General features: G+C 51.3%; 20 protein-coding genes. 14 read left to right on the plus strand and 6 right to left on the minus strand.

Features of this window, described 5'->3' with window-relative positions; all coding sequences use genetic code 11:
* Window positions 1–4: 4 nt before the first annotated feature.
* The 3 genes from cyoA to FDP13_RS02735 form a co-directional block, all read right to left on the minus strand.
* Window positions 5–958 (minus strand): cytochrome o ubiquinol oxidase subunit II, encoded by a 954-nt coding sequence (gene cyoA / locus FDP13_RS02725; RefSeq protein WP_027712833.1) that lies wholly within the window; start codon window positions 956–958, stop codon window positions 5–7.
* 535 nt (window positions 959–1,493) lie between these two features.
* A complete protein-coding gene (gene ampG, locus FDP13_RS02730) occupies window positions 1,494–2,963 on the minus strand; it encodes a muropeptide MFS transporter AmpG (RefSeq protein WP_143838512.1) in 1,470 nt (489 codons plus the stop codon).
* Between the two features lie 58 nt (window positions 2,964–3,021).
* Window positions 3,022–3,600, minus strand: coding sequence for a lipoprotein (locus FDP13_RS02735; protein ID WP_012770743.1), 579 nt, complete (start codon window positions 3,598–3,600; stop codon window positions 3,022–3,024).
* Between the two features lie 317 nt (window positions 3,601–3,917).
* Here FDP13_RS02735 and bolA point away from each other — a divergent pair, with 317 nt between their 5' ends.
* From bolA to FDP13_RS02775, 8 genes are all read left to right on the plus strand, one after another.
* Window positions 3,918–4,232, plus strand: coding sequence for a transcriptional regulator BolA (gene bolA / locus FDP13_RS02740; RefSeq protein WP_012770742.1), 315 nt, complete (start codon window positions 3,918–3,920; stop codon window positions 4,230–4,232).
* Window positions 4,233–4,542: 310 nt separating this feature from the next.
* Window positions 4,543–5,847: a trigger factor gene (gene tig, locus FDP13_RS02745; RefSeq protein WP_143838514.1), complete on the plus strand. Its 1,305-nt coding sequence runs from the start codon at window positions 4,543–4,545 to the stop codon at window positions 5,845–5,847.
* Between the two features lie 388 nt (window positions 5,848–6,235).
* Window positions 6,236–6,859, plus strand: a complete 624-nt coding sequence (gene clpP, locus FDP13_RS02750; RefSeq protein WP_012770740.1) for an ATP-dependent Clp endopeptidase proteolytic subunit ClpP — start codon at window positions 6,236–6,238, stop codon at window positions 6,857–6,859.
* Between the two features lie 127 nt (window positions 6,860–6,986).
* A complete protein-coding gene (clpX, locus tag FDP13_RS02755; protein ID WP_012770739.1) occupies window positions 6,987–8,261 on the plus strand; it encodes an ATP-dependent protease ATP-binding subunit ClpX in 1,275 nt (424 codons plus the stop codon).
* Window positions 8,262–8,450: 189 nt separating this feature from the next.
* Window positions 8,451–10,814 (plus strand): endopeptidase La, encoded by a 2,364-nt coding sequence (gene lon, locus FDP13_RS02760; protein WP_143838516.1) that lies wholly within the window; start codon window positions 8,451–8,453, stop codon window positions 10,812–10,814.
* Between the two features lie 194 nt (window positions 10,815–11,008).
* Window positions 11,009–11,281, plus strand: coding sequence for a nucleoid-associated protein HU-beta (gene hupB, locus FDP13_RS02765; RefSeq protein WP_012770737.1), 273 nt, complete (start codon window positions 11,009–11,011; stop codon window positions 11,279–11,281).
* Window positions 11,282–11,535: 254 nt separating this feature from the next.
* Window positions 11,536–13,416, plus strand: a complete 1,881-nt coding sequence (gene ppiD, locus FDP13_RS02770; protein ID WP_143838517.1) for a peptidylprolyl isomerase — start codon at window positions 11,536–11,538, stop codon at window positions 13,414–13,416.
* Window positions 13,417–13,554: 138 nt separating this feature from the next.
* A complete protein-coding gene (locus FDP13_RS02775) occupies window positions 13,555–13,935 on the plus strand; it encodes a helix-hairpin-helix domain-containing protein (protein ID WP_143838519.1) in 381 nt (126 codons plus the stop codon).
* Between the two features lie 100 nt (window positions 13,936–14,035).
* Here the strand turns inward: FDP13_RS02775 and queC are convergent, their stop codons facing one another.
* Window positions 14,036–14,731 carry a 7-cyano-7-deazaguanine synthase QueC gene (gene queC / locus FDP13_RS02780; RefSeq protein WP_012770734.1) on the minus strand — a complete coding sequence of 232 codons (696 nt, stop codon included), beginning with the start codon at window positions 14,729–14,731 and terminating at the stop codon, window positions 14,036–14,038.
* A 114-nt stretch (window positions 14,732–14,845) separates the two neighbouring features.
* The gene (locus FDP13_RS02785; RefSeq protein WP_143838521.1) at window positions 14,846–15,895 is read right to left on the minus strand and encodes a PLP-dependent cysteine synthase family protein; all 1,050 of its coding nucleotides are present in this window, start codon (window positions 15,893–15,895) and stop codon (window positions 14,846–14,848) included.
* A 178-nt stretch (window positions 15,896–16,073) separates the two neighbouring features.
* Between FDP13_RS02785 and FDP13_RS02790 the strand changes: the two genes are divergently transcribed.
* The 5 genes from FDP13_RS02790 (at window position 16,074) to amtB (ending at window position 22,137) form a co-directional block, all read left to right on the plus strand.
* Window positions 16,074–16,535, plus strand: a complete 462-nt coding sequence (locus FDP13_RS02790; RefSeq protein ID WP_012770732.1) for an Lrp/AsnC family transcriptional regulator — start codon at window positions 16,074–16,076, stop codon at window positions 16,533–16,535.
* Window positions 16,536–16,616: 81 nt separating this feature from the next.
* On the plus strand, window positions 16,617–18,383 hold the full coding sequence (locus FDP13_RS02795) for a SmdA family multidrug ABC transporter permease/ATP-binding protein (RefSeq protein ID WP_143838523.1): 1,767 nt from the start codon (window positions 16,617–16,619) through the stop codon (window positions 18,381–18,383).
* Window positions 18,376–20,169, plus strand: coding sequence for a SmdB family multidrug efflux ABC transporter permease/ATP-binding protein (locus FDP13_RS02800; RefSeq protein ID WP_143838525.1), 1,794 nt, complete (start codon window positions 18,376–18,378; stop codon window positions 20,167–20,169). The genes FDP13_RS02795 and FDP13_RS02800 overlap by 8 nt, the downstream gene beginning before the upstream one ends.
* 293 nt (window positions 20,170–20,462) lie before the next feature.
* Window positions 20,463–20,801, plus strand: coding sequence for a P-II family nitrogen regulator (gene glnK, locus FDP13_RS02805; protein ID WP_002208627.1), 339 nt, complete (start codon window positions 20,463–20,465; stop codon window positions 20,799–20,801).
* A 43-nt stretch (window positions 20,802–20,844) separates the two neighbouring features.
* On the plus strand, window positions 20,845–22,137 hold the full coding sequence (gene amtB / locus FDP13_RS02810; RefSeq protein ID WP_012770729.1) for an ammonium transporter AmtB: 1,293 nt from the start codon (window positions 20,845–20,847) through the stop codon (window positions 22,135–22,137).
* 113 nt (window positions 22,138–22,250) lie between these two features.
* Here the strand turns inward: amtB and tesB are convergent, their stop codons facing one another.
* Window positions 22,251–23,114: an acyl-CoA thioesterase II gene (tesB, locus tag FDP13_RS02815; RefSeq protein WP_143838527.1), complete on the minus strand. Its 864-nt coding sequence runs from the start codon at window positions 23,112–23,114 to the stop codon at window positions 22,251–22,253.
* Between the two features lie 218 nt (window positions 23,115–23,332).
* Between tesB and FDP13_RS02820 the strand changes: the two genes are divergently transcribed.
* Entirely contained in the window at window positions 23,333–23,890 is a 558-nt protein-coding gene (locus FDP13_RS02820; RefSeq protein WP_012770727.1) for a YbaY family lipoprotein, read from the plus strand.
* Window positions 23,891–23,903: the final 13 nt, after the last annotated feature.

Genomic DNA, 23,903 nt, shown 5'->3' on the forward strand with positions numbered 1-23,903 from the left:
CCTTTTAATGAGAGGAGTGCTCGCTCATGTTCATGCCCTGGTGGTTCTGCGCGCCTTCTTCTTTCTTCGGCTCGCTTTCGGCACCGTGCTGCATGTGCATGTTATTATTGCCAATGAATTTGTTAATGATCTGGCTGAAAAGCTCTGGTTGAACCTGAGAGTAGTACTCTACCGGGTGATATTCGGTAGGCTTCGCCAGTTTGTTAAAGTCATTCATCGTGCTCAGCGTCTTGGATGACTTGCGTACATTCTCAACCCATTGGTCAAATGCTTGCTGATCCGGAGTCGCAATGGCGGTGAACTTCATGCCTGAGAACCCTTTGCCGCTATAACCGCCGGAGATACCGTCGTACTTGCCCGGTTCATTGGCGATAAGGTGCAATTTGGTCTGCATTCCTGCCATGGCGTAGATCTGGCCGCCAAGACGCGGAATAAAGAAGGAGTTCATCACCGTGTCGGACGTAATCTTGAAGTTGACCGGAACGTTGGTCGGGAATGCCAGTTCATTGACCGTGGCGATGCCAAGATCCGGGTAGATGAACAGCCATTTCCAGTCAAGAGACACCACTTCAACATTGATGGGTTTGACATTGGAATCCAGAGGCTTGTAAGGATCAAGCGAATGGGTGGTTTTCCAGGTGATCGTCCCAAGGATGAGGATAATGATGATAGGGACCGTCCAGACAACGGCTTCGATTTTGTTTGAATGCGACCAGTTTGGCGTGTACTTCGCTTTTTCATTGGAGGCTCTGAACTTCCAGGCGAAGGCAATCGTCATAATGATCACCGGGATAACAACGATCAGCATCAAACCGAGTGCTGTCAGTATCAACGAACGTTGCTCTAACCCGACTTGTCCTTTGGGGTTCATCAATGCCATATCGCAACCACTGAGAAGCAGTGTGGCGGCGATTAAAGACAACATCCCAAAAATTTTATTGTATTTCCTGAGTCTCATCTAGCGACCTCAATTACAAGGGCTCTATTGTCATTTCACGCGAGCGGGCATTTTACGGGAAGGTTATCGCACTGTAAACATCATTAAAGAGATGTCAGTCTGTTGTTTACGGCTTTTGCCTGACATGTCACATATGAGATACACTTTTCAAAATTACTTTTAAAAACAGTGGGTAAACCGCCTATGAAAAAGTATGTATCGCTTTTCAGGAATTACAACTCTTTCTGAACATTATTTTAGTCTGGTGTTAATATTTCGTTTCTGTAACGTTGCACAAATTAATGGGCTGAAGGAATTATTAAGGATAATGAAATAAATGTTTTTGAGAGGCAGGCGTTCGGGAAGAAAAATAACTTAATTAAGTGCTAATAGGTAATGACGGTATGTTTTTTAACGATATACCCGTCATACTTCAGGTTGCAGGTGCGTTGGTTTTATTACTCGGCCCCTCCCTAGGCTTCGCTCTTTCATGGACGCAGCCAGCTGCGTTCACCACAAACTGATTAGGGCTGGCAGCTATTGATAGCCAGCGAATTTAGTTGTGCTGTGAAGACAGATAGTCAAGCAGGCCGCCAAGCAGGATAGCAAGAGCCGCCAGCGTTGCGCCTGCCGTCATCAGTATGTTTTTGATGTATGTACTCTCCAGCCAGCCTAATCCTTGTAACCCCCAACTGACCAGGCCGCCGACGAACAGCGCACAGCCGATAAAAAACAGTCGTGATGCCAGCTTATACAGGCCCGGATAGGCGCTGCGCTGCAAAAATACGCCGTCTGATTGTGCTTGCTCCAGTGATGAGCGGCAAATATTCAGCAGGGCCAACCCTGGAATAGCGATGATAATCGAAAATAGATAGAACCATGCCCATCCGTACAGCTCTACAAACCAGCCGGCAACTGGGCCAACGTATACCCGCCCTACTGCCGAAAGGGCCGATAGCAAGGCAAACTGGGTTGCAGAAAACGATTTATTACAAAGCGCCATCAGCAGCGCTACGAACGCAGCAGTTCCCATGCCGCCGCAGAGGTTTTCCAGAAATACCGCCGACGCCATGGTGAATAATTGTTTGTCGGTGATAGCCAGCAACCAGTAACCGGCATTTGATACGGCTTGTAGCAGACCAAATAACATCAATGAGCGAAACAGCGTCCAGCGCTGCATCAACACCCCGCCGTACAACGCGCCGATGATGGTGGCGAACAGGCCGAGAGTCTTGTTGACTAATCCGACTTCGCCTGGATTGAAGCCCACTCCTCGAATCAAAAAAGTGGTGCTGAGGCTGGCGGCGAAGGCATCCCCCAGTTTGTACAGCACAATCAACATCAAAATCAGCCAGGCATCATTGCGGCTGAAAAAATCTTTCAGCGGCGCGAAGATCGCCTGTTCAAGAGAACGTGGCGCGGGTTCGCTAACGACCGGTTCCGGAGATAACCAGGTCGCCAGCGTGCACAGCAACAAGAGGGCCGCCATCAACCAGTAGGTGGCGTGCCAGCCGAGAAAACGATCGGCAACCCATAGTGCCAGACCGCCGGAGACTAACATGGCCAGGCGATAGCCCAGCACGGAAATAGCCGCGCCGCTGCCGCGTTCCTCTGGTAGTAATAAGTCGGTCTTGTACGCATCAAATACGATGTCCTGCGAGGCGGAACAGAACGCGATGATGACCGCCAATAGCGCCAGCCACCATAAATGTTGAGACGGGTTCAGCGTACCAATAAAGAGGATCGCCGCCGCCAGCGATAACTGCGTCACCAGCAACCAACCGCGGCGGCGCCCCATAAACGGTGGCGTGTAGCGATCCATCAACGGTGACCACAGAAACTTGAATACATAAGCCTGACCCACCAGAGAGAAGAACCCGATGGTTTTCAGATCGACGTTTTCCACCGTCATCCATGCCTGTAACGTGCCGGAAGTGAGTGCCAGGGGAAGACCTGAAGCAAACCCTAAAATCAGCAGTGCGGTATTGTTACGTTCACGGAAAAGCGAAAAAAGGCGACTAAACATGTGAGGTCCTTTTCCCTTGCCCTGAAGAGGGCAAGGGAAGGTGAGGCAGAATAAACTATTACCGGGAGTTGGTTTTAATGAAGGTGCTGATGCTGGTGTCCTGAGCCATATCGCTGATGACATCACTCAACACCTGATTGACCGACTCGGTAATCTTGCTGTTGGTCGCCGTTAGAGCGCCTTGTACATTATAGCTGGCGCGGTAATTCTTGATCTGCTTATTGCCGTTGGCTGCCTGCGCGATGATGGAGATATCCGCGCGAGTCGTAATGTTGTAACGCAGGTTGCCTTCGGAGACATCGGCATACAGGGTATTCACCACCACCTGCAACGCCACTGGGCCGCCGGTGCCAATCATATAACCTCGGGCCGACATCTGTTTCTCCAGTACTTCCTGCAGCAAGAAGCGCAGATCGCGCGATGGCGTCAGCGTTACCAGTTGGCCGTCACGGTTGACGCGCGCCAGCGACTGATCGGCACGTTGGTCGGCGCCATTGATGCTGATGGTTACGCCCATCAGGGTCGGGTCTTGCGACGGCAGGGCGATTTTCGGGGTGACATCCAGCGTGTTGCTCTTACTGGCGCATCCCGCCAGCACGAGTGCGGCGAACAACGGTAAAATGAATTTTTTTAACATGCGTGTCTTCTCGTCATAAAACGGTGGTTGGCGGATAAATATAGTTCGGTATCATATCATCGTCTTGGACAAGGGAAAGAGCAGAAATTGGCCGGTATCCTGCTGAGCCTCATTCGTTTTTTCCATGGTGTCTGACGTGAATGCCGTCTGTAATCGGATAATGCCATGCCGAAGTGGCGTCGCTGCTCATCCGAACAATCAGTTACTCTCATTCATAATCAAAAAATGACTAAAATTGAAGTGGATAAGCGCGCAATCAGTAAGATAAAGCCGTTTTATCGAGATCAACTTCACTGATGCCTGAAAAAGGTAACCCCATGATTCGCGAAACGATAGAAGCTAAGCTGCGTTCTGAGTTTGAACCACAACATATTGAAGTTATTGATGAAAGTTATCGTCATAATGTGCCGGCCGGCGCTGAAAGTCATTTCAAGGTAGTGCTTGTCAGCGAACACTTCTCCGGCGAACGGGTTATCGGCCGTCATCGCGCGGTTTATCGCGTGCTGGCTGATGAGCTGGCCGGTACGGTACATGCGCTGGCGTTGCATACTTATACGCCGAAAGAATGGCTGGACTTGCAGATGGCGGTGCCTTCGTCTCCGCCCTGTGGTGGTGCGGGATTAGCGCGTTGAAGAATAAGATCATCTGTTTGGTGAGGCGCTTACGGTGATTTGCAGATGACTTGCGCTGATTCGTAGTAAAAAGTGTGAAAGCCCTCTGCCAATAGTCTGGTTACTCTCCTCGACTCGGTCTATCGATGCCGCTATAATGTTGCGTCTTATTTTCCGGAATGTATTCGGGACGCTTCTGACTATAGGGAACTGGTCCGGTAAAATGGCCGTCCTGGTTCTGTGAGACTGTGATCAGCAAGGTCGCCCCAGGGCGCTTTATGAAAACGGCCTCTGAGGTTGACCGAGCACTGTGATTTTTTGAGGTAACAAGATGCAAGTTTCAGTTGAAACCACTCAAGGCCTTGGGCGCCGCGTAACGATTACTGTTGCTGCTGACAGCATTGAGAATGCCGTTAAGAGCGAACTGGTCAGTGTGGCTAAAAAAGTTCGTATCGATGGTTTCCGCAAAGGCAAAGTGCCGGCGAAAATTGTTGAACAGCGTTATGGCGCTTCCGTCCGTCAGGACGTACTGGGCGATTTGATGCAGCGTCACTTCGTTGATGCCATCATCAAAGAGAAAATCAATCCGGCTGGTGCGCCGAACTATGTTCCGGGCGAATATCAGGTCGGCGGCGACTTCACCTACTCCGTAGAGTTCGAAGTTTACCCGGAAGTCGAACTGAAAGGTCTGGACACCATCGAAGTTGAAAAACCGTTGGTAGAGGTGTCTGACGCTGATGTCGATGGTATGCTGGATACCCTGCGTAAGCAGCAGGCAACCTGGAAAGAAACCGACTGCGCTGCGGCGGCTGAAGACCGTGTAACCATCGATTTCACCGGTTCTGTCGGCGGTGAAGAATTCGAAGGCGGCAAAGCCTCCGATTTCGTACTGGCTATGGGCCAGGGCCGTATGATTCCTGGTTTTGAAGATGGCGTTGTGGGTCACAAAGCGGGCGATGAGTTCACTATTGATGTGAAATTCCCGGAAGATTATCACGCTGAGAACCTGAAAGGTCAGGATGCCAAATTCGCTATCGTTCTGAAGAAAGTCGAAGAGCGCGAGCTGCCGGAACTGACTGCTGATTTCATCAAACGTTTCGGCGTTGAAGACGGTTCTCTGGATGGTCTGCGCGCGGAAGTGCGTAAGAACATGGAGCGTGAACTGAAAGGTGCGATCCGTAATCGTGTGAAATCTCAGGTTATTGACGGCCTGGTGAAAGCTAACGAGATTGACGTGCCGGCTGCACTGATCGACAACGAAGTCGACGTACTGCGTCGTCAGGCGGCTCAGCGTTTCGGCGGTAACGAGAAACAAGCGCTGGAACTGCCGCGTGAACTGTTCGAAGAACAGGCGAAACGTCGTGTCGTTGTTGGCCTGCTGCTGGGTGAAGTGATCGAATCCAACGAACTGAAAGCGGATGAAGATCGCGTCAACGTACTGATCGATGAAATCGCATCTGCGTATGAAGATCCGCGTGAAGTGGTAGAGTACTACAAGAAAAGCAAAGAAATGATGAACAACATGCGCAACGTCGCTCTGGAAGAGCAAGCGATTGAAGCGCTGTTGTCCAAGGCGAAAGTGGTAGAGAAAGCCGTTGGCTTCAATGAGCTGATGAATCAGACCACTGCTGCTTAATTACGCTTTTTCATCTGGCATCGTTTCTTCAAAAGCCCACAGCTTGCGCTGCGGGCTTTTTTCTTCCCTGAGACGGCAAGCGACCCGGCGTTCGCCAACTGCTGCCAAATCTGCACTATGATTAATAACGGTTCATCAAGGCGCAATCCACCACCGGTTTTCGGCGCAGGATATCGCTTTAACCGAAATCAATCACTGGTGTAAGCTTGAAAAAGGATGCATCGGTCCCCAACTGGTTAGGTAGCCGCGTAGATTGCATCGTCAGGGAAATTCACCTGATCCCGGTCACGGAGAGATGGCTAACTGCGTGTCTTAGCATGGTCATCACTTTCTATCTCAAGTAGAATCAGGTTATATGCGCCAAATGCATTTTATCTAGGAGACGTTAATGTCATACAGTGGCGAACAAGAAAAACTGGCCCCGCACATGGCTTTAGTGCCGATGGTGGTTGAACAGACTTCGCGTGGGGAGCGTTCTTACGATATCTATTCCCGGCTACTTAAGGAGCGGGTGATCTTCCTGACCGGTCAGGTTGAAGATCATATGGCTAATCTGATTGTGGCGCAGATGCTGTTTTTGGAAGCCGAAAACCCTGAGAAAGATATCTACCTGTACATTAACTCTCCGGGGGGAGTCATTACTGCTGGAATGTCGATTTACGACACCATGCAATTTATTAAGCCGGATGTCAGCACCATCTGTATGGGGCAGGCTGCATCGATGGGCGCTTTCCTGCTGACGGCGGGGACAAAAGGCAAGCGTTTCTGTCTGCCGAATTCCCGTGTGATGATCCACCAGCCGTTGGGGGGATTCCAGGGACAAGCGACGGATATTGAGATTCATGCCAAAGAGATTCTCAAGGTTAAAGCCCGGATGAATGAGTTGATGGCCAAACATACCGGCCAGCCTCTTGAAATGATAGAAAGGGACACTGAGCGTGATCGTTTCCTCTCTGCCGCCGAGGCAGTAGACTATGGGTTAGTGGATTCCGTTCTGACCCATCGTGAATAACGCCATGGATGCGAAATAGCCCGAGGTCGCGGGTTGCCGGCTTGAGTGATAGTCGGCTGGCGTTTGTTGTGGCGTGATGGCTATGTGGTTGGCCTGCGGGCAAGAGACTAAAGAAGAGGTTTGACTCATGACAGATAAGCGCAAAGACGGTTCAGGGAAGCTGCTGTACTGTTCTTTCTGCGGCAAAAGCCAACACGAGGTTCGTAAGCTGATTGCCGGGCCGTCAGTGTATATCTGCGATGAATGTGTTGACTTGTGTAACGACATTATTCGCGAAGAAATTAAAGAAGTAGCGCCACACCGTGAGCGCAGCGCGTTACCGACGCCACACGAAATCCGTCATCATCTGGATGATTATGTCATTGGTCAGGAGCAGGCGAAAAAGGTACTGGCGGTTGCTGTCTACAACCACTACAAACGTTTGCGCACCAGTGACGGCAATAATGGCGTCGAACTCGGCAAAAGCAATATTTTGCTGATCGGCCCGACGGGTAGCGGGAAAACGCTGCTGGCGGAAACGCTGGCCCGTTTTCTGGATGTGCCGTTCACTATGGCTGATGCCACGACATTAACCGAAGCCGGTTATGTGGGCGAAGACGTTGAGAATATCATCCAGAAGCTGTTGCAGAAGTGTGATTACGATGTGCAAAAAGCGCAACGCGGCATCGTCTATATCGATGAAATCGACAAGATTTCTCGTAAATCGGACAATCCTTCCATTACTCGCGATGTGTCGGGGGAAGGGGTGCAGCAGGCGTTACTGAAGTTGATTGAAGGCACCATCGCCGCTGTTCCGCCGCAAGGTGGCCGTAAGCATCCACAGCAGGAGTTTTTGCAGGTTGATACCTCCAAAATTCTGTTTATTTGTGGTGGTGCATTCGCCGGGCTGGACAAAGTCATTGAACAGCGCACGGATACCGGTCGTGGTATCGGTTTCAACGCGACAGTGAAAGGCGTGTCTCAGAAAGCGACGGAAGGTGAACTGCTGAGCCAGGTTGAACCGGGAGACTTGATTAAGTTTGGTCTTATTCCCGAATTTATCGGCCGTTTGCCGGTAGTAGCAACGCTTAAGGAATTGGATGAAGAAGCGTTGATCCAGATCCTGCGTGAACCGAAGAATGCGCTGACCAAACAGTATCAGGCGCTCTTTAAGCTGGAAGGCGCAGAACTGGAGTTCCGGGACGAAGCGCTGACGGCCATTGCCAAGAAAGCGATGGCACGTAAAACCGGCGCACGTGGGTTGCGTTCCATCGTGGAAGCGGCATTGCTGGAGACGATGTACGATCTGCCTTCACTGGAAAACGTAGATAAAGTGGTGATCGACGAGTCTGTCATTTCAGGGCAGAGCGAGCCGCTGCTGATTTACGGTAAGCCTGAAGCACAACAGGCGTCTGGTGAATAATTAGCCTAAAAAACAACGGTAAACGATAAAATGGGGGAATTTAGTCCCCCATTTTTTTTTACACACGTTCAGTCGTTGAATGTGAGATATTTATCCCCATATACTCGATTACCTATAGGCGAAGCCCGTGATGCACGCGTTTCACGGAATTCCCTTAACCTGGCGGAAACGAAACTAAGAGAGAGCTCTATGAACCCTGAGCGTTCCGAACGCATAGAAATCCCCGTATTGCCGTTGCGCGATGTGGTGGTTTATCCGCACATGGTCATTCCGTTGTTTGTTGGTCGGGAGAAATCAATTCGGTGCCTTGAAGCGGCTATGGATCACGATAAAAAGATCATGCTGGTGGCACAGAAAGAAGCCTCAACGGATGAGCCTGGTGTTAACGATCTTTTCTCGGTAGGGACGGTCGCCTCTATTCTTCAAATGCTGAAACTGCCTGACGGTACTGTTAAGGTGCTGGTGGAAGGCTTGCAGCGCGCGCGTATCACGACACTCTCTGATAGCGGAGAGCATTTTGCGGCTCAGGCGGAATACCTGGAGTCGCCGGCAATTGAAGAGCGTGAGCAGGAAGTGCTCATGCGCACGGCCGTCAATCAGTTTGAAGGCTACATCAAACTGAACAAGAAAATTCCCCCTGAAGTATTAACGTCTCTTAATAGTATTGATGATGCAGCGCGCCTTGCCGACACCATTGCCGCGCACATGCCGTTGAAGCTGGCGGATAAGCAGTCCGTACTGGAAATGTCCGACATCACCGAGCGTCTGGAATACCTGATGGCGATGATGGAATCCGAGATTGACCTGCTGCAGGTAGAAAAACGGATCCGTGGTCGCGTCAAAAAACAGATGGAAAAAAGTCAGCGCGAGTATTACCTGAATGAGCAGATGAAGGCTATTCAGAAAGAACTGGGTGAAATGGATGATGCGCCTGATGAACAGGAAGCGCTGAAACGCAAAATCGATTCTGCCAATATGCCGAAAGAGGCTCGCGAAAAAGCGGAAGCGGAACTGCAGAAACTGCGCATGATGTCGCCGATGTCGGCGGAAGCGACGGTGGTGCGCAGCTACATCGACTGGATGGTGCAGGTGCCGTGGCAAGCGCGCAGCAAAGTGAAGAAAGATCTGACCAAGGCTCAGGAGATGCTGGACAGCGACCATTACGGTCTGGAGCGCGTCAAGGAGCGTATCCTCGAGTATCTGGCGGTGCAGAGCCGTGTCAGCAAGATAAGAGGGCCAATCTTGTGTCTGGTTGGGCCGCCGGGGGTGGGTAAAACCTCTTTAGGGCAGTCGATAGCTAAAGCGACCGGTCGTAAGTATATTCGTATGGCGTTGGGCGGCGTACGTGATGAAGCGGAAATTCGCGGTCATCGCCGTACCTATATCGGGTCCATGCCGGGTAAGCTGATCCAGAAGATGGCGAAAGTGGGGGTGAAAAACCCATTATTCCTGTTGGATGAGATCGATAAAATGTCTTCCGATATGCGCGGCGATCCGGCTTCTGCATTGCTGGAAGTTCTTGATCCGGAACAGAACGTCGCGTTTAACGATCACTATCTGGAAGTGGATTACGACCTGTCTGACGTGATGTTCGTCGCGACGTCGAACTCCATGAATATTCCGGCGCCGTTGCTGGATCGTATGGAAGTGATCAGACTGTCCGGCTATACCGAGGATGAAAAACTCAATATCGCGCGTCAGCACTTGCTGCCGAAGCAAATTGAGCGTAACGCCCTGAAGAAAGGCGAGCTGACTGTTGAAGATAGCGCCATCATCGGCATCATTCGTTATTACACCCGTGAGGCTGGGGTACGTAGTCTGGAGCGCGAAATCTCCAAGCTGTGCCGTAAAGCAGTAAAATCGTTAATGATGGATAAAGCTATCAAGCATATCCTGATTACCGGCGATAATCTGAAAGAGTATCTCGGCGTTCAACGTTACGATTATGGCCGTGCCGATGAAGAAAATCGTGTCGGTCAGGTGACCGGCCTTGCCTGGACGGAAGTGGGCGGCGATCTGCTGACCATTGAAACCGCCAGCGTGCCGGGTAAAGGCAAGCTGACGTATACCGGTTCGTTGGGTGAGGTGATGCAGGAATCCATTCAGGCTGCATTAACCGTGGTTCGCGCCAGAGCAGAAAAGCTGGGCATCAATTCCGACTTTTATGAAAAACGTGATATCCACGTGCATGTGCCGGAAGGTGCTACGCCGAAAGACGGGCCGAGCGCCGGTATCGCAATGTGCACAGCGTTGGTGTCCTGCCTGACGGGGAATCCGGTGCGCGCGGATGTGGCGATGACCGGAGAAATCACCCTGCGTGGCCAAGTATTGCCGATTGGCGGACTCAAAGAGAAATTGCTGGCTGCACATCGCGGCGGCATTAAGACTGTGCTGATTCCGGAAGAGAACAAGCGCGATCTGGAAGAGATTCCGCAGAATGTGATTGCCGATCTGGATATCCATCCGGTAAAACGCATTGAAGAAGTGCTGACTCTTGCTTTGCAGAACGCGCCTTACGGTATGGACGTGGTAAAGTCGACGGCTAAAAAATAGTGAGCTATCGCAAAAACCACTGAGAAAATAAGGGCTGGTAAGTGAAATGGTGCTTGCCAGCCTTTTTTCGTGTCGCTAAGTTAGAGCACTGTTGAGCCTGTTGGTTGGTAGCCTGTGGTTTGACTGAATAGATAAAGCTACGTGTTGCGCTGGGCGCTCTGGCGTAATGACAGTATTTCAGAGGGGATGAGAGTGTGAACAAGTCACAATTGATCGACAAAATTGCCGCAGATGCTGATATTTCCAAAGCGGCAGCAGGGCGTGTGTTGGATGCAATTATTGGGTCTGTTACCGAATCTCTGAAAGCCGGGGATGACGTTGCTTTAGTCGGTTTTGGTACGTTTTCCGTGCGTGAGCGTGCGGCGCGTACCGGCCGTAACCCTCAAACCGGGAAAGAAATCAGTATTCCGGCCGCTAAAGTGCCGGGTTTCCGCGCTGGTAAGGCGCTGAAAGATTCAGTGAATTAATGATTAAGTAGCAAAATCTGAGTGAGGACGGTTTTCCAGTCCAAACACTACCTGACTCGGCGCGATGGGTAAGGTAAGATATAAGGCGCATCATGGTATGATGTGCCTTTTTTTACAGGTAATTAAGATTACTGTTATCAGGCAAATACTTGAATGCGCCCTAGCCGGATGCAGCTATAGCAATAGCAGGGATGTATGGCTACGGCTTGCGCAGGGGAAGTGTTATCCATTCTACAGCGGAGTGTTGTCACATTATGATGGACAATTTACGCGCGGCCGCTAACAACGTCGTGCTGAAAATTATTCTTGCCTTGATTATTGGTTCGTTCGTGTTGACCGGTGTGGGGGATTACCTGATTCGAGGTTCAGGTGATTACGCGGCCAAAGTGAATGGGCAGGAGATTACCCGGTCTCAGCTTGAGCAAGGGGTACAGAATGAGCGCAGTCGCCAGCAGGAAATGCTGGGAGATAATTTCTCTGCACTGGCCGCGAACGAAGGGTATATGCAGCAGTTGCGCGGGCAGGTGTTGTCGCAACTGGTCGATGAAACGCTGGTTGTGCAGTATGCCCATAATCTGGGGCTAAATATTAGCGACGAGCAGGTCAAACAGGCGATTTTCTCCGTACCCGAATTTCAGACCAATAACCGGTTTGATAATGAAAAATATCTGTCGCAGGTGCGTCAACTGGGCCTAACCCCAGATGCGTATGCACAGTTCCTGCGTAAACAGTTATTGACTCAGCAGTTGATTCGCGGGTTGGGCAATACCGACTTCGTATTGCAGCAGGAGCTTGATAACCTGGTGGCGATAGCGGCGCAAGATCGTACCGTTCGTACGGCAACTATTGATCTCGGTGCACGAATCAAGAGCCAGGCTGTTTCTGATGAAGAAGTAAAAAATTTCTATGATCAGAACAAAGCGCGTTATCTGGCGCCGGAGCAGTTCAAAGTCAGTTATATCATGCTGGATGCGGCGTCTATCATGGATAAAACCAAGGTAGATGGTAATGATATCGCTGCCTACTATGAACAGCATAAAAGTGAATTCACTCAGCCGGAACGTAAGAAATACAGTGTTATTCAGTTGAAAACCGAGGCAGATGCCAAGGCTGTTCTGGAACAGTTGAAGAAAGGCGCGGATTTCGCTGCGTTGGCCAAAGACAAATCCACCGACATTGTTTCCCGTCGTAATGGCGGTGATCTTGGATGGATGGACGATGGCTCTACCGTCGATGAAATCAAGCAGGCTGGGCTGAAGCAGAAAGGCCAAGTGTCGGATGTCGTTAAATCTTCAGTCGGTTACCTGATCATTCGTTTGGATGATGTCCAGGCGCAGCACGTTAAGGCGTTGGATGAGGTTCGTGCCGATTTGTCTGAAAAGGTAAAACGCGAGAAGGCGCTGGATGCATTTTATTCCTTGCAGCAGAAGCTCAGTGAAGCTGCCAGCAACGATAATGAGTCGCTGGCTTCAGTTGAGAAAGTCGCCAATATCAAATCCGTTCAGACTGATTGGTTTACGCGTGATAATGTTCCCGCCGCACTGAACTTCCAGCCGGTTACTCAGGCTATTTTGGGCGGCTCTCTGGTGGGTGAGAACGGCACGCCGGGTAATAACTCGGATGTGATTAGCGTGGAAGGCGATCGTGCATTTGTCTTGCGTGTAACCGAGCATAAACCGGAAACGACCCAACCGTTGGACCAGGTGCGTGAGCAGGTCGTACAGTCGCTGAAACGCCAGAAAGCCGAACAGCAAGCCAAAGTGGAAGCCGAAAAGATTCTGGCTGATCTCTACCAGGGTAAAACCGATAGCATGGCTGCTGCTGGCTTGAGTTTCAGTGCAGTAAAAGAGATGTCCTCTATGGGGCAGACCGATGCACTGGCAGAAACCGTGTTTGCGATGGCGCAACCGAAGAAAGATAAGCCGTCTTACGCCGTAGCTCAGGATCAATCTGGGAATATCGTACTGATAGTGTTGGATGCCGTGAAACCTCATGTGTTACCTGACGCTCAGAAGAAACAGTTCGGCGCTCAGATTGAACAGAGTAACGTTGGTGCGCTGTTTGATACACTGATGACCAGCCTGCGCAGTCAGGCGAAGATCAAGTACGGTAATGCTGCACAAGAAGTGCAGTAAGCCTCGCAGAATTCTGCAAATCACTGCAATGCTTAAAGGCCGCTTTCGCGGCCTTTTCCACATTTTGAGTTTGCTGTTTGCCGTGTGTCGAGTACTCGGGCATTGTAGCCATGCTGTCAAACACAAGGAGGAAACAGCATGAAAAACTCAGGAATCAAAGCGTTATGTTTTATTGTAGGCATGAGCCTGACCGGTGTCTCGACGTGGCTTCACGCCTCACCCACCACGCCTGCGCCGGATAAAACCAGCGTCACGGCGGCAAAATCCCCTTCTGCGGATTCGAAAGTGGAAAAAGCGGCTAAGCCTTTGGTAGCGGCAGATGAGGAAGAAGTGAGTATTAACACGGCAACGGCGGAACAACTGGCTACGGTAATGAATGGTGTGGGCCTGAAGAAGGCGCAGGCAATAGTTTCTTATCGTGAGCAAAACGGGCCGTTTACCCAAATCGAACAACTGCAGGAAGTACCGGGAATTGGCAGTGCATTGATCGAACGCAATCAGTCCCGTCTGCGTCTGTAAGTCGGCTTATCGTCGGGGAAACGAGTTCGCTTGCTATTCCCCGACGAGAGCGAAAGTTCGATACCAGATAAGTATGGTCTTGTCTGGTTATTGATACCGCTTATTTCAACCCGGTTTTATGTTTCAGTGCTGCCATTATCGCTGCCGGATTCCGCTGATACTCCGCTAGCCCTTTAGCCCGCAGGTGACACGCGGCGCATTGTCCGCATCCCGTTCCTTTAATGCCGTTGTAACAGGTGAGCGTATGGTTTTTCACGGTCTCAAGCTGTTGATAATAATCCGCCAGCGCCCAGGTTTCCGCTTTGTTGAGCCACATCAACGGCGTGACAAAGCGGATGTCTTTGGCCAGGCCCAATGCTACCGCCTGATTCAATGCCTTGACGAATTCGTCCCGGCAATCAGGATAACCGGAAAAGTCGGTTTCGCAGACGCCGGTAATCACGGTATCTGCTCCAACCTGATAGGCGTAAATCGAGGCCAATGTCAGAAAAAGAATGTTTCGACCGGGAACAAAGGTGCTCGGCAATCCATCGGCAGTCGCGTCAAACTCGGGGACCGGTATATTGTCGCGAGTCAGGCTACTCACTGCCAGTTCGTTGAGCAAACCGACATTCAGCACCTTATGCGCTCTGGCTCCAAGCGTTTGCGCCAGTGCGGCGGCGACATCGATTTCAGCGCGGTGTCGCTGTCCGTAGTCAAAGGTGACGCAATGAACGTCATCGTACTGCTGCAATGCTTGTATCAGGCAAGTAGTCGAGTCCTGACCGCCGCTGAACACCACAACTGCGCTCGTCATTTTTGTTTTCCTTCATACGTAGGTGCAGCCAGACAGCTGCTATCCGTCAAATATATTCCGGCGGTTATAGTACTTGAAATCTCAATGCAGTTCAGTGCAAGGCGTAGAAGGCTTTCAGGAATGTCGATGCCCTTGCAATTGCTGGAGGTAAGGCGTGATATCGCCGATGTGGTTTTTGACCCACTCCTGATTGTAATAGGTGTCGAGATAACGCTCGCCGCTGTCGCACAGCAAAGTAACGATCGCGCCGCTGCGCCCTTCCGTCACCATTTTTCCGGCCAGTTGCAGCATACCCCAGACATTGGTTCCGGTAGACGGGCCGACCTTGCGCCCCAGAATTTTCTCCAGCCAGTACAATGTCGCAATGCTGGCGGCATCGGGGACTTTTATCATGTCGTCTATTACGCCCGGAATAAACGAGGGTTCGGCTCGCGGACGACCAATACCCTCTATCCGGCTGCTGCATTTTCCGGTGATGGTACTCTCTTGCCGGCGATAGCAGTCGTAAAACACCGAATTCTCCGGATCTACAACGATCAACTGTGTATCCAGACCTTTGTAGCGGATGTGGCGGCCCAACGTAGCAGAGGTACCGCCTGTGCCGGCACTCATTACCAGATAATCCGGTATAGGGAATGGCTCTCTTACCATTTGCCGATAGATGCTGTCGGCGATGTTGTTATTTCCACGCCAGTCGGTGGCGCGTTCGGCATAAGTGAACTGATCCATGTAGTGGCCGTGCAACTCTCTGGCCAATTCTTCGGAGGCGGCGTAAATCTGGCCGGATTGTTCGACAAAATGGCACGTGCCGCCGTAGAAGGTGATTTGTTCGATTTTTCGTTTGGCGGTGCAGGAAGGCATCACGGCAATAAACGGCAGTCCCAGCAGGCGAGCGAAATAGGCTTCCGACACCGCGGTGCTGCCTGATGAGGCTTCAATAATCGGCGTACCTTCGTTAATCCAGCCATTGCACAGGCCGTACAGAAACAGCGAACGAGCAAGGCGATGTTTGAGGCTACCGCTCGGGTGTGTGCTTTCGTCTTTAAGGTAAAAGTAAATACCGGGATAGTCCGGCAGTGTCAGGCGAATCAGATGAGTGTCCGCTGAGCGTTGAAAGTCTGCCTCAATCGCGCTGACGGCGTCGCGTACCCAGGTGCTGGTCATGTGATGTTGTCCTGCTAATAAGCGTTATGTTTTTTTTAAGGTATGGCCTGCCTGTTGGCGCAAGGCGTGAGCGCCATTGGCGGGATATGACTAGCGTATCGATTTTCGCAGAAAAAAAGATTGCCTTTTTGTCTGTAAAAAGGACTAATGAGAGAAAATTTTTCTCTTTTATACCCTTATGCTGGATAAAACTGACCGTATGCTGCTGGCCTTATTGCAACAGGATTGCACGCTCTCATTGCAGGCGTTGGCTGAAGCGGTGAATCTCACGTCGACCCCGTGCTGGAAACGGCTAAAGCGACTGGAGGATGAGGGATATATCAAGTCCCGCGTGGCATTACTGGATAATGAAAAATTAGGGTTAGGGTTGACTGCATTTGTACTGCTGAAAACTCAGCAGCATAACAGCGCCTGGTATCTTGAGTTTTCCCGTTTTGTCTCCGAGATGCCGGAGGTATTGGCATTTTATCGTATGGCAGGGGAGTACGACTATTTGATGCAGGTTCAGGTTGCGGATATGAAAAGCTACGATGCTTTTTACAAGCGTCTGGTCAATGGTATTCCGGGGCTGGTGGATGTAACTTCCAGTTTCGCCATGGAGTGCATGAAACAGACAACCGCCTTGCCGCTGCAGGTATAAAATTTATTCGCTATGCACTTTATGTATAATGATTCGTTTACTGCGTTCTAATTTGCTATGTCGCTAATGGATTGAAATCGCGTGAGACTTTTTGTTCAACTGGGATGGTATTTCCGCCGTGAATGGAAGCGCTATCTGGGTGCTGTCATCCTGTTGATTGTGATAGCTATCCTGCAATTGCTGCCGCCCAGAATGGTTGGCGTTATCGTGGATGGCGTCACACAGCATCGTATGACCACCGCGTCTGTACTGTGGTGGATTAGCGGAATTCTGCTGATCGCTTTATTAACTTATCTGTTGCGTTATTTCTGGCGAATCTGGTTATTCGGCGCAGCTTACCAGTTGGCCGTCGAATTACGTGAAGACTTCTATCGTCAACTCAGTCGACAACATCCCGCTTTTTATCTCCGCCACCGTACCGGAGACCTGATTGCCCGTGCGACCAATGACGTGGATCGCGTGGTGTTCGCGGCCGGTGAAGGCGTGCTGACGCTGGTGGATTCATTGGTGATGGGGTGCGCGGTGCTGATAGTCATGAGCACTCAACTCAGTTGGCAACTGACGCTGATGGCGCTGGCGCCGATGCCCGTGATGGCAATAGTCATCAAGCGCTATGGTACGCAGTTGCATCAGCGTTTTAAAGACGCTCAGGCCGCGTTTTCCTCGCTCAATGATCATGCGCAGGAGAGTCTTACCAGTATTCGTATGATTAAAGCATTCGGCCTGGAGGATCATCAGTCCGGCAGTTTTGCGCAGGTTGCGGCCGATGCCGGTCGGAAAAATATGCGAGTCGCGCGGGTAGACGCGCGTTTTGATCCGACTATTTATATCGCTGTCGCTTTTGCCAACCTGCTGGCGGTTGGCGGCGGGAGTTGGATGGTTATTAATGGGTCGCTGACGTTGGGGTCGTTGACCAGTTTTGTGATGTATCTCGGGTTGATGATTTGGCCGATGCTGGCGCTGGCCTGGATGTTTAATATTGTTGAGCGGGGTAGCGCGGCTTATGCGCGTATCCGCCAATTATTGTCTGAAGCGCCGGTGGTTGTGGATGGTTCTCTGCCATTACCTGCAGACCCCGGAACGCTGGCGGTTCAGATCGCCGCTTTCCATTACCCTGGGCACTCGACATCAGTCATTAATGATGTCCGTTTTACGCTGCTCCCGGGTAAAACGTTAGGACTGTGCGGCCCAACCGGTTCGGGTAAGAGCACGTTGCTGGCATTGTTGTTGCGCTATTTTGACGTTGAGCAGGGGCAAATTGCCTATCATGGGCAACCGTTGCATGACATCCAGTTGGATGCGCTGCGTGGGCGGTTTGCCGTGGTTGGTCAGACGCCATTCCTGTTTTCGGACTCCGTCGCCAATAATATTGCATTAGGTCGGCCTGATGCTTCCCGGCAACAGATCGAAGAAGCGGCTCGATTGGCAAATGTCCATGATGATATTTTGCGTCTGCCTCAGGGATACCAAACTGAGGTGGGGGAGCGGGGGGTGATGCTGTCTGGAGGGCAAAAACAGCGCATCGCTATTGCCCGTGCCTTGCTGCTGGAGGCCGAGATACTGGTGCTGGATGATGCGCTGTCCGCGGTTGATGGACGCACGGAACACCAGATTTTGAGCAACCTGCGGCAGTGGGGACGGCAACGGACTCTGATTATCAGCGCGCATCGTCTGTCTGCGCTGGTGGATGCCGATGAAACTCTGGTACTGCAGCAAGGTCATGTGGCGCAACGTGGCTGTCATGAGCAATTATCGCAGCAGCCTGGATGGTATCGCGATATGTATCGCTATCAACAACTGGAAGCCGCTCTGGATGATTCCCCCCGAGAGGAACAACCGAATGAATAATTCCCAGGCGTTATGGCCGACGCTGAAGCGGCTGTTGGCTTACGGATTGCCGTGGAAAAAAACGGTGGGAACCGGTGTGTTGCTGTTATGGATAGCGGCTGGCGCGGAAGTCGCAGGGCCGGTACTGGTGAGCTATTTCATCGACCACCTGGTCAGTAAAGGTGAGTTTCCGCTCATGATGGCAACCGTGCTGGCGGTGGGATATATACTGCTGCAGGGGATGGCGGCGCTATTACATTATATTCAGGCGCTGATGTTCAATCGCGTTGCCGTGGGCGTCGTGCAGCAGTTACGCACGGATGTGATGGATGCGGCTTTGCGTCAACCGTTGGCAGTGTTCGACACGCAACCCGTCGGGCAATTAATTTCCCGCGTAACCAATGATACGGAGGTCGTGCGGGATCTGTACGTGATGGTGGTAGGGAGTGTGTTACGTAGCGCCGCGCTGATTGGCGCGATGCTGATAGCCATGTTTAGCCTGGACTGGCGTATGGCGCTGGTGGCTACGGCGATTTTCCCGGCTGTGGCGATGGTTATGGTGATTTATCAACGTTACAGCACGCCGATTGTTCGCCGGATGCGTAGCTACCTCGCGGATATCAATGACGGCTTCAACGAGTCGATTAGCGGCATGAGCGTCATCCAGCAGTTTCGCCAGCAGATGAGGTTTGGTAAGAAGCTGAGTGATGCCAGTTGGTCGCACTATGAGACAAGGATGCAGACGCTGAGGTTGGATGGGTTTTTGTTGCGTCCGTTACTGAGCCTGTTTTCGGCATTGGTGATGTGCGGCTTGTTGCTGCAATTTGGATTCAGTTCTGTCGGCTCGGTTGGGGTTGGTGTGTTGTATGCCTTTATCAACTATTTGGGGCGTTTGAACGAACCGCTGATCGAACTCACTACCCAGCAATCGATGCTGCAGCAAGCGGTTGTTGCCGGGGAGCGTATTTTTGAACTGATGGATGGTACTCGTCAGCGTTACGGCGACGATGTTCGTGCGTTGGAAAGCGGTCGTATCGATATCAGGCAGGTGACGTTTTCTTACCGTAAAGACAAGCCGGTATTGCATCATATTGAGTTGAATGTACCGGACCGGGGATTCGTCGCGCTGGTTGGGCACACCGGGAGCGGTAAAAGTACGCTGGCAAACCTGCTGATGGGGTATTACGTACCGGACAGCGGGGAGATCCGCCTGGATGGCCGACCCTTGCAAACCCTGTCGCATCAGGTGTTGCGCCAGCATGTGGCGATGGTACAGCAGGATCCGGTCGTTCTGGCTGATTCTATGTTTGCGAATGTCGCCTTGGGGCGCGACATCAGTGAGGAAAAGGTCTGGCAGGCGTTGGAGGCTGTACAACTGGCGCCGCTGGTGCGAGAAATGCCCGACGGGATTCATAGCCGTATTGGCGAACAGGGTAATAACCTGTCTGTCGGGCAAAAGCAATTGCTGGCGTTGGCCAGGGTACTGGTGGCGACGCCCAGAATTCTGATTCTTGATGAGGCAACCGCCAATATCGATTCCGGCACCGAACAGGCCATTCAGCGTGCGTTGCGGTTGGTACGCGCTCATACCACTCTGGTCGTGATTGCCCATCGATTGTCCACCATTGTTGAGGCTGACCACATTTTGGTGCTGCATCATGGCAGAACAGTAGAGCAGGGAACGCATGAACAGTTGCTGGCGAAGGAAGGGCGATACTACCAAATGTATCAATTGCAGCAGGCGAGCAGCGAATTGACCTTTTCATCGTCGCATGATTCCGGTGAATTGATCTCTCAGACACCATGATGGTTAGCACGGTGCAGCGTTTCGCACCATAATTTGGCAGAGTATTCCTCAGCGTGCAGTGCCATGCACTGAAATTAGGCGTGGCGCACCATTTTTGTGCGTCACGTGCTCCTGTTTTTCCCATTCATTGACCATACTTCATTCAGTCATCTTCCTTTCCGTCGTTAAAGCGTCACGTTTCATCACTTTTATATCGGTATGTGATTTGTGGCACATGATTTGCTTTAAGTGATGCGTGGACATATTGAGAGTGACGGGCACAGGCCTGAACTTACATGGTTAGGGGGATGATGATGAAACTGGTTACTGTGGTAATTAAACCGTTCAAGCTGGAAGACGTACGTGAAGCACTGTCTTCTGTGGGCATCCAGGGGCTCACCGTCACTGAGGTGAAAGGGTTTGGGCGTCAGAAAGGACATGCAGAACTGTATCGCGGTGCAGAATACAGCGTTAACTTTTTACCGAAGGTGAAGATTGATATCGCGATCGCGGATGACCAATTGGATGAGGTGATCGACGTCATCAGCAAAGCTGCTTACACCGGTAAGATTGGCGACGGCAAAATTTTTGTCGCGGAGCTGCAACGTGTCATCCGTATTCGCACCGGCGAAACTGACGAAGCCGCACTATAACAACTACCTGATTTAGCCTTATTAAATAGGGATGAATGAAAAAATGAAGAAATTTTCCTTGTCGTTAGGTTTAGGGGCGGCAACCATGCTTCCGGCATGGGTTATGGCGGATACGCCGGCACCTGCAGTGGATAAAGCGGATAATGCGTTCATGATGATTTGTACCGCTCTGGTGCTGTTCATGACCATTCCCGGCTTGGCATTGTTTTACGGTGGTCTGATTCGCAGCAAAAACGTGCTGTCTATGTTGACGCAGATAACGGTGGCGTTTGCGCTGGTTTGTATTCTGTGGGTTATTTATGGCTACAGCGTGGCGTTTAGCGCCGGTAGCCCATTTTTCGGCGGCCTGACCAACTTCATGTTGAATGGCATTGATATCAACTCGGTCAGCGGCACGTTCTACCAGTTTATTCATGTTGCTTATCAGGCATCTTTTGCCTGTATTACCGTAGGCTTGGTACTGGGTGCATTGGGTGAACGTATCCGTTTTTCCGCTGTGCTGATTTTCTCTGCACTGTGGTTCACCTTATCTTATCTGCCGATGACCCACATGGTATGGGGCGGCGGTTATCTGGCAGCCGATGGTGCGTTGGACTTCGCCGGCGGTACTGTGGTGCATATTAACGCAGCGGTAGCCGGTTTGGTGGGAGCGCTGTTGCTGGGCAAACGCGTTGGTTTTGGTAAGGAGGCTTTCAAGCCGCACAGCCTGCCGATGGTGTTCATCGGTACCGCTATTCTGTATATCGGTTGGTTCGGTTTTAACGCCGGTTCTGCCGCTGCCGCCAACAATATCGCCGGTCTGGCATTCCTGACTACGGTAGTGGCTACCGCCGCTGCGATTCTGGCGTGGGTCGTGGGTGAGTGGATTACTCGTGGTAAGCCATCACTGTTGGGTGCTTGTTCTGGTTGTATCGCAGGTCTGGTTGCTATTACGCCGGCTGCCGGTACCGTGGGTGTCGGTGGTGCAATGGTCATCGGTTTCGCTGGTGGGTTCGCCGGTTTGTGGGGCGTGACCGTCCTGAAAAAATGGCTGCGTGTCGACGATCCCTGCGATGTGTTTGGCGTACACGGTGTTTGCGGTATCGTAGGCTGCCTGCTGACAGGCGTGTTTACCGCTTCATCACTGGGTGGTACTGGTTATGCGCAAGGTGTGACGATGGCTCATCAGGTATGGGTGCAGTTGTTTAGCGTGATCGTCGCTATCATTTGGTCCGGTGTCGCTGCATTCATCTCCTTTAAAGTTGCGGATATCGCTGTCGGCCTGCGTGTACCGGAAGAGCAGGAACGCGAAGGTTTGGACGTCAACAGCCACGGCGAGAACGCATACAACCAGTAATCGTTTCTTGGTGACCGGCAATTTCGTCACTGTAATAAGTAAACACCATCTTGAGAAAGGTAATGCCAGTCAGTTAAGCCACTGACTGGCATTTTTTATGTGTAAGGGAGAGGCTATTGGCCGTGACGCCGGATTACACCTTCCTGCACACTGGAAGCGACCAGTACACCTTCTCGGGTGTAAAACTGACCGCGAACAAATCCGCGGGCACCGGAAGCTGAGGGGCTTTCGACGGAGTAAAGCAACCAGTCATCCAGCCGGAACGGCCGGTGGAACCACATGGAGTGATCAATGGTTGCAACCTGCATACCGCGTTCAAGAAACCCTACGCCATGAGGTTGCAGAGCCGTGAGCAGGAAGTGACAATCGGAGGTATAACCGAGAAGATATTGGTGAGTACGCTCATCATCCGGCATAGTGCCGTTGGCACGGCACCATACTTGCCTGACGGGAGGCGATGTTTCACCTTTCAATGGATTGTGAAATTTTACCGGCCGAATCTCAATTGGCCGATCGTTAGTAAAAACTTGTCGCATGGCGGGTGGAATCAGATGTTCCATGCTACGGGCAATTTCCTGTTCCGACAGTAAATCGTCAGGCGGCGTGACTGAAGGCATCTCATTTTGGTGTTCGAAGCCGCTTTCCCGAGTCTGAAATGAGGCGGTCATGTAAAAAATCGAACGGCCATTTTGAATAGCGCTGACGCGTCTGGCACTAAAACTGTTACCGTCTCGTAGCGTTTCAACATCGTAAATAATCGGTTTCTGGCTATCGCCAGGAAGTAAGAAATAGCTGTGAAACGAGTGGATAGCGCGTTCCGGCGGTACGGTCTGCTTGGCGGCAGATAAGGCCTGACCCACCACCTGTCCACCAAATACCTGACGTAACCCCAGATCCTGACTTTGGCCGCGAAACAGACCCTCCTCCAGTTTTTCCAGATGTAGTAGGTCGAGAAGATGTTGTAATGCCTGACTCATAGTTCTGCCTTGGGAGAGTAATGTGATTACGCAAATAAATTCATCGTATAAAGGAACCGGTTTTCCTTAAATCGTCCTGGCGGATCCTGGGTATGACTGGGGATACTATAACTATCAGAATTTTCCACCATAATTATGATGCCGGTTGGTTCATACTTCTTAACAGATGCGGTTTAACTGATCGCATCCTGAATAGAATAATTAAGGAGGCTTAGCCTATGAGATTATGGCATATCTTTAGCGGTATTACGGTATCGATCGCGCTCTCTGGTTGCGTGAATAGCCATAGTGTTTCTTCTGAGTTAACTGCGCCGGCAATGGGGCAGGCTCAGGCTCTTTCTCAACCCGTTAGCGGAATGCCTGCCGTGACTGGCACAGTCAATATTCGCCAAAAAATCGCACTACCACCAGATTCTGTACTGACGGTGACAGTGTCTGATGCGTCTATCCCGGATGCGCCATCAAAAGTGATTTCACAGCGAGTTATCCGTACCGAAGGCCAACAGGCGCCATTTCAGTTTTTACTGCCTTACAATCCAGCGGATATTCGGCCTGATGCGCGCATTCTGCTCAGTGCCGCCATCGCCATTAATAACCGTGTGACATTGATCACTGAACGTGTGATGCCGGTCGTCAGCAATGGGGTCAATAGCGCCGACCTGACTCTGGTACCGGTTCCCGCCGTCCCGGTGCCCACAAAACCTGCCGGTTTTTTGACACCGGGCGCATCTGCTGCATCTGATGAGGCTTCAGGTTCGTCGGTGCAATTGTATTAACGCCATTCTTGCT

The sequence above is a fragment of the Dickeya sp. ws52 genome (genome assembly GCF_007210685.1).
In the GTDB taxonomy this organism is placed as follows: domain Bacteria; phylum Pseudomonadota; class Gammaproteobacteria; order Enterobacterales; family Enterobacteriaceae; genus Dickeya; species Dickeya chrysanthemi.

Coding starts and splice junctions, on each gene's coding strand:
- FDP13_RS02735 (WP_012770743.1), bottom strand. CDS start 3,600: ATGTTAAAAAAATTCATTTTACCGTTGTTCGCCGCACTCGTGCTGGCG.
- ppiD (WP_143838517.1), top strand. CDS start 11,536: ATGATGGACAATTTACGCGCGGCCGCTAACAACGTCGTGCTGAAAATT.
- glnK (WP_002208627.1), top strand. CDS start 20,463: ATGAAACTGGTTACTGTGGTAATTAAACCGTTCAAGCTGGAAGACGTA.
- FDP13_RS02820 (WP_012770727.1), top strand. CDS start 23,333: ATGAGATTATGGCATATCTTTAGCGGTATTACGGTATCGATCGCGCTC.
- FDP13_RS02800 (WP_143838525.1), top strand. CDS start 18,376: ATGAATAATTCCCAGGCGTTATGGCCGACGCTGAAGCGGCTGTTGGCT.
- FDP13_RS02785 (WP_143838521.1), bottom strand. CDS start 15,895: ATGACCAGCACCTGGGTACGCGACGCCGTCAGCGCGATTGAGGCAGAC.
- clpX (WP_012770739.1), top strand. CDS start 6,987: ATGACAGATAAGCGCAAAGACGGTTCAGGGAAGCTGCTGTACTGTTCT.
- FDP13_RS02775 (WP_143838519.1), top strand. CDS start 13,555: ATGAAAAACTCAGGAATCAAAGCGTTATGTTTTATTGTAGGCATGAGC.
- bolA (WP_012770742.1), top strand. CDS start 3,918: ATGATTCGCGAAACGATAGAAGCTAAGCTGCGTTCTGAGTTTGAACCA.
- cyoA (WP_027712833.1), bottom strand. CDS start 958: ATGAGACTCAGGAAATACAATAAAATTTTTGGGATGTTGTCTTTAATC.
- lon (WP_143838516.1), top strand. CDS start 8,451: ATGAACCCTGAGCGTTCCGAACGCATAGAAATCCCCGTATTGCCGTTG.
- FDP13_RS02790 (WP_012770732.1), top strand. CDS start 16,074: ATGCTGGATAAAACTGACCGTATGCTGCTGGCCTTATTGCAACAGGAT.
- queC (WP_012770734.1), bottom strand. CDS start 14,731: ATGACGAGCGCAGTTGTGGTGTTCAGCGGCGGTCAGGACTCGACTACT.
- clpP (WP_012770740.1), top strand. CDS start 6,236: ATGTCATACAGTGGCGAACAAGAAAAACTGGCCCCGCACATGGCTTTA.
- tesB (WP_143838527.1), bottom strand. CDS start 23,114: ATGAGTCAGGCATTACAACATCTTCTCGACCTACTACATCTGGAAAAA.
- ampG (WP_143838512.1), bottom strand. CDS start 2,963: ATGTTTAGTCGCCTTTTTTCGCTTTTCCGTGAACGTAACAATACCGCA.
- amtB (WP_012770729.1), top strand. CDS start 20,845: ATGAAGAAATTTTCCTTGTCGTTAGGTTTAGGGGCGGCAACCATGCTT.
- tig (WP_143838514.1), top strand. CDS start 4,543: ATGCAAGTTTCAGTTGAAACCACTCAAGGCCTTGGGCGCCGCGTAACG.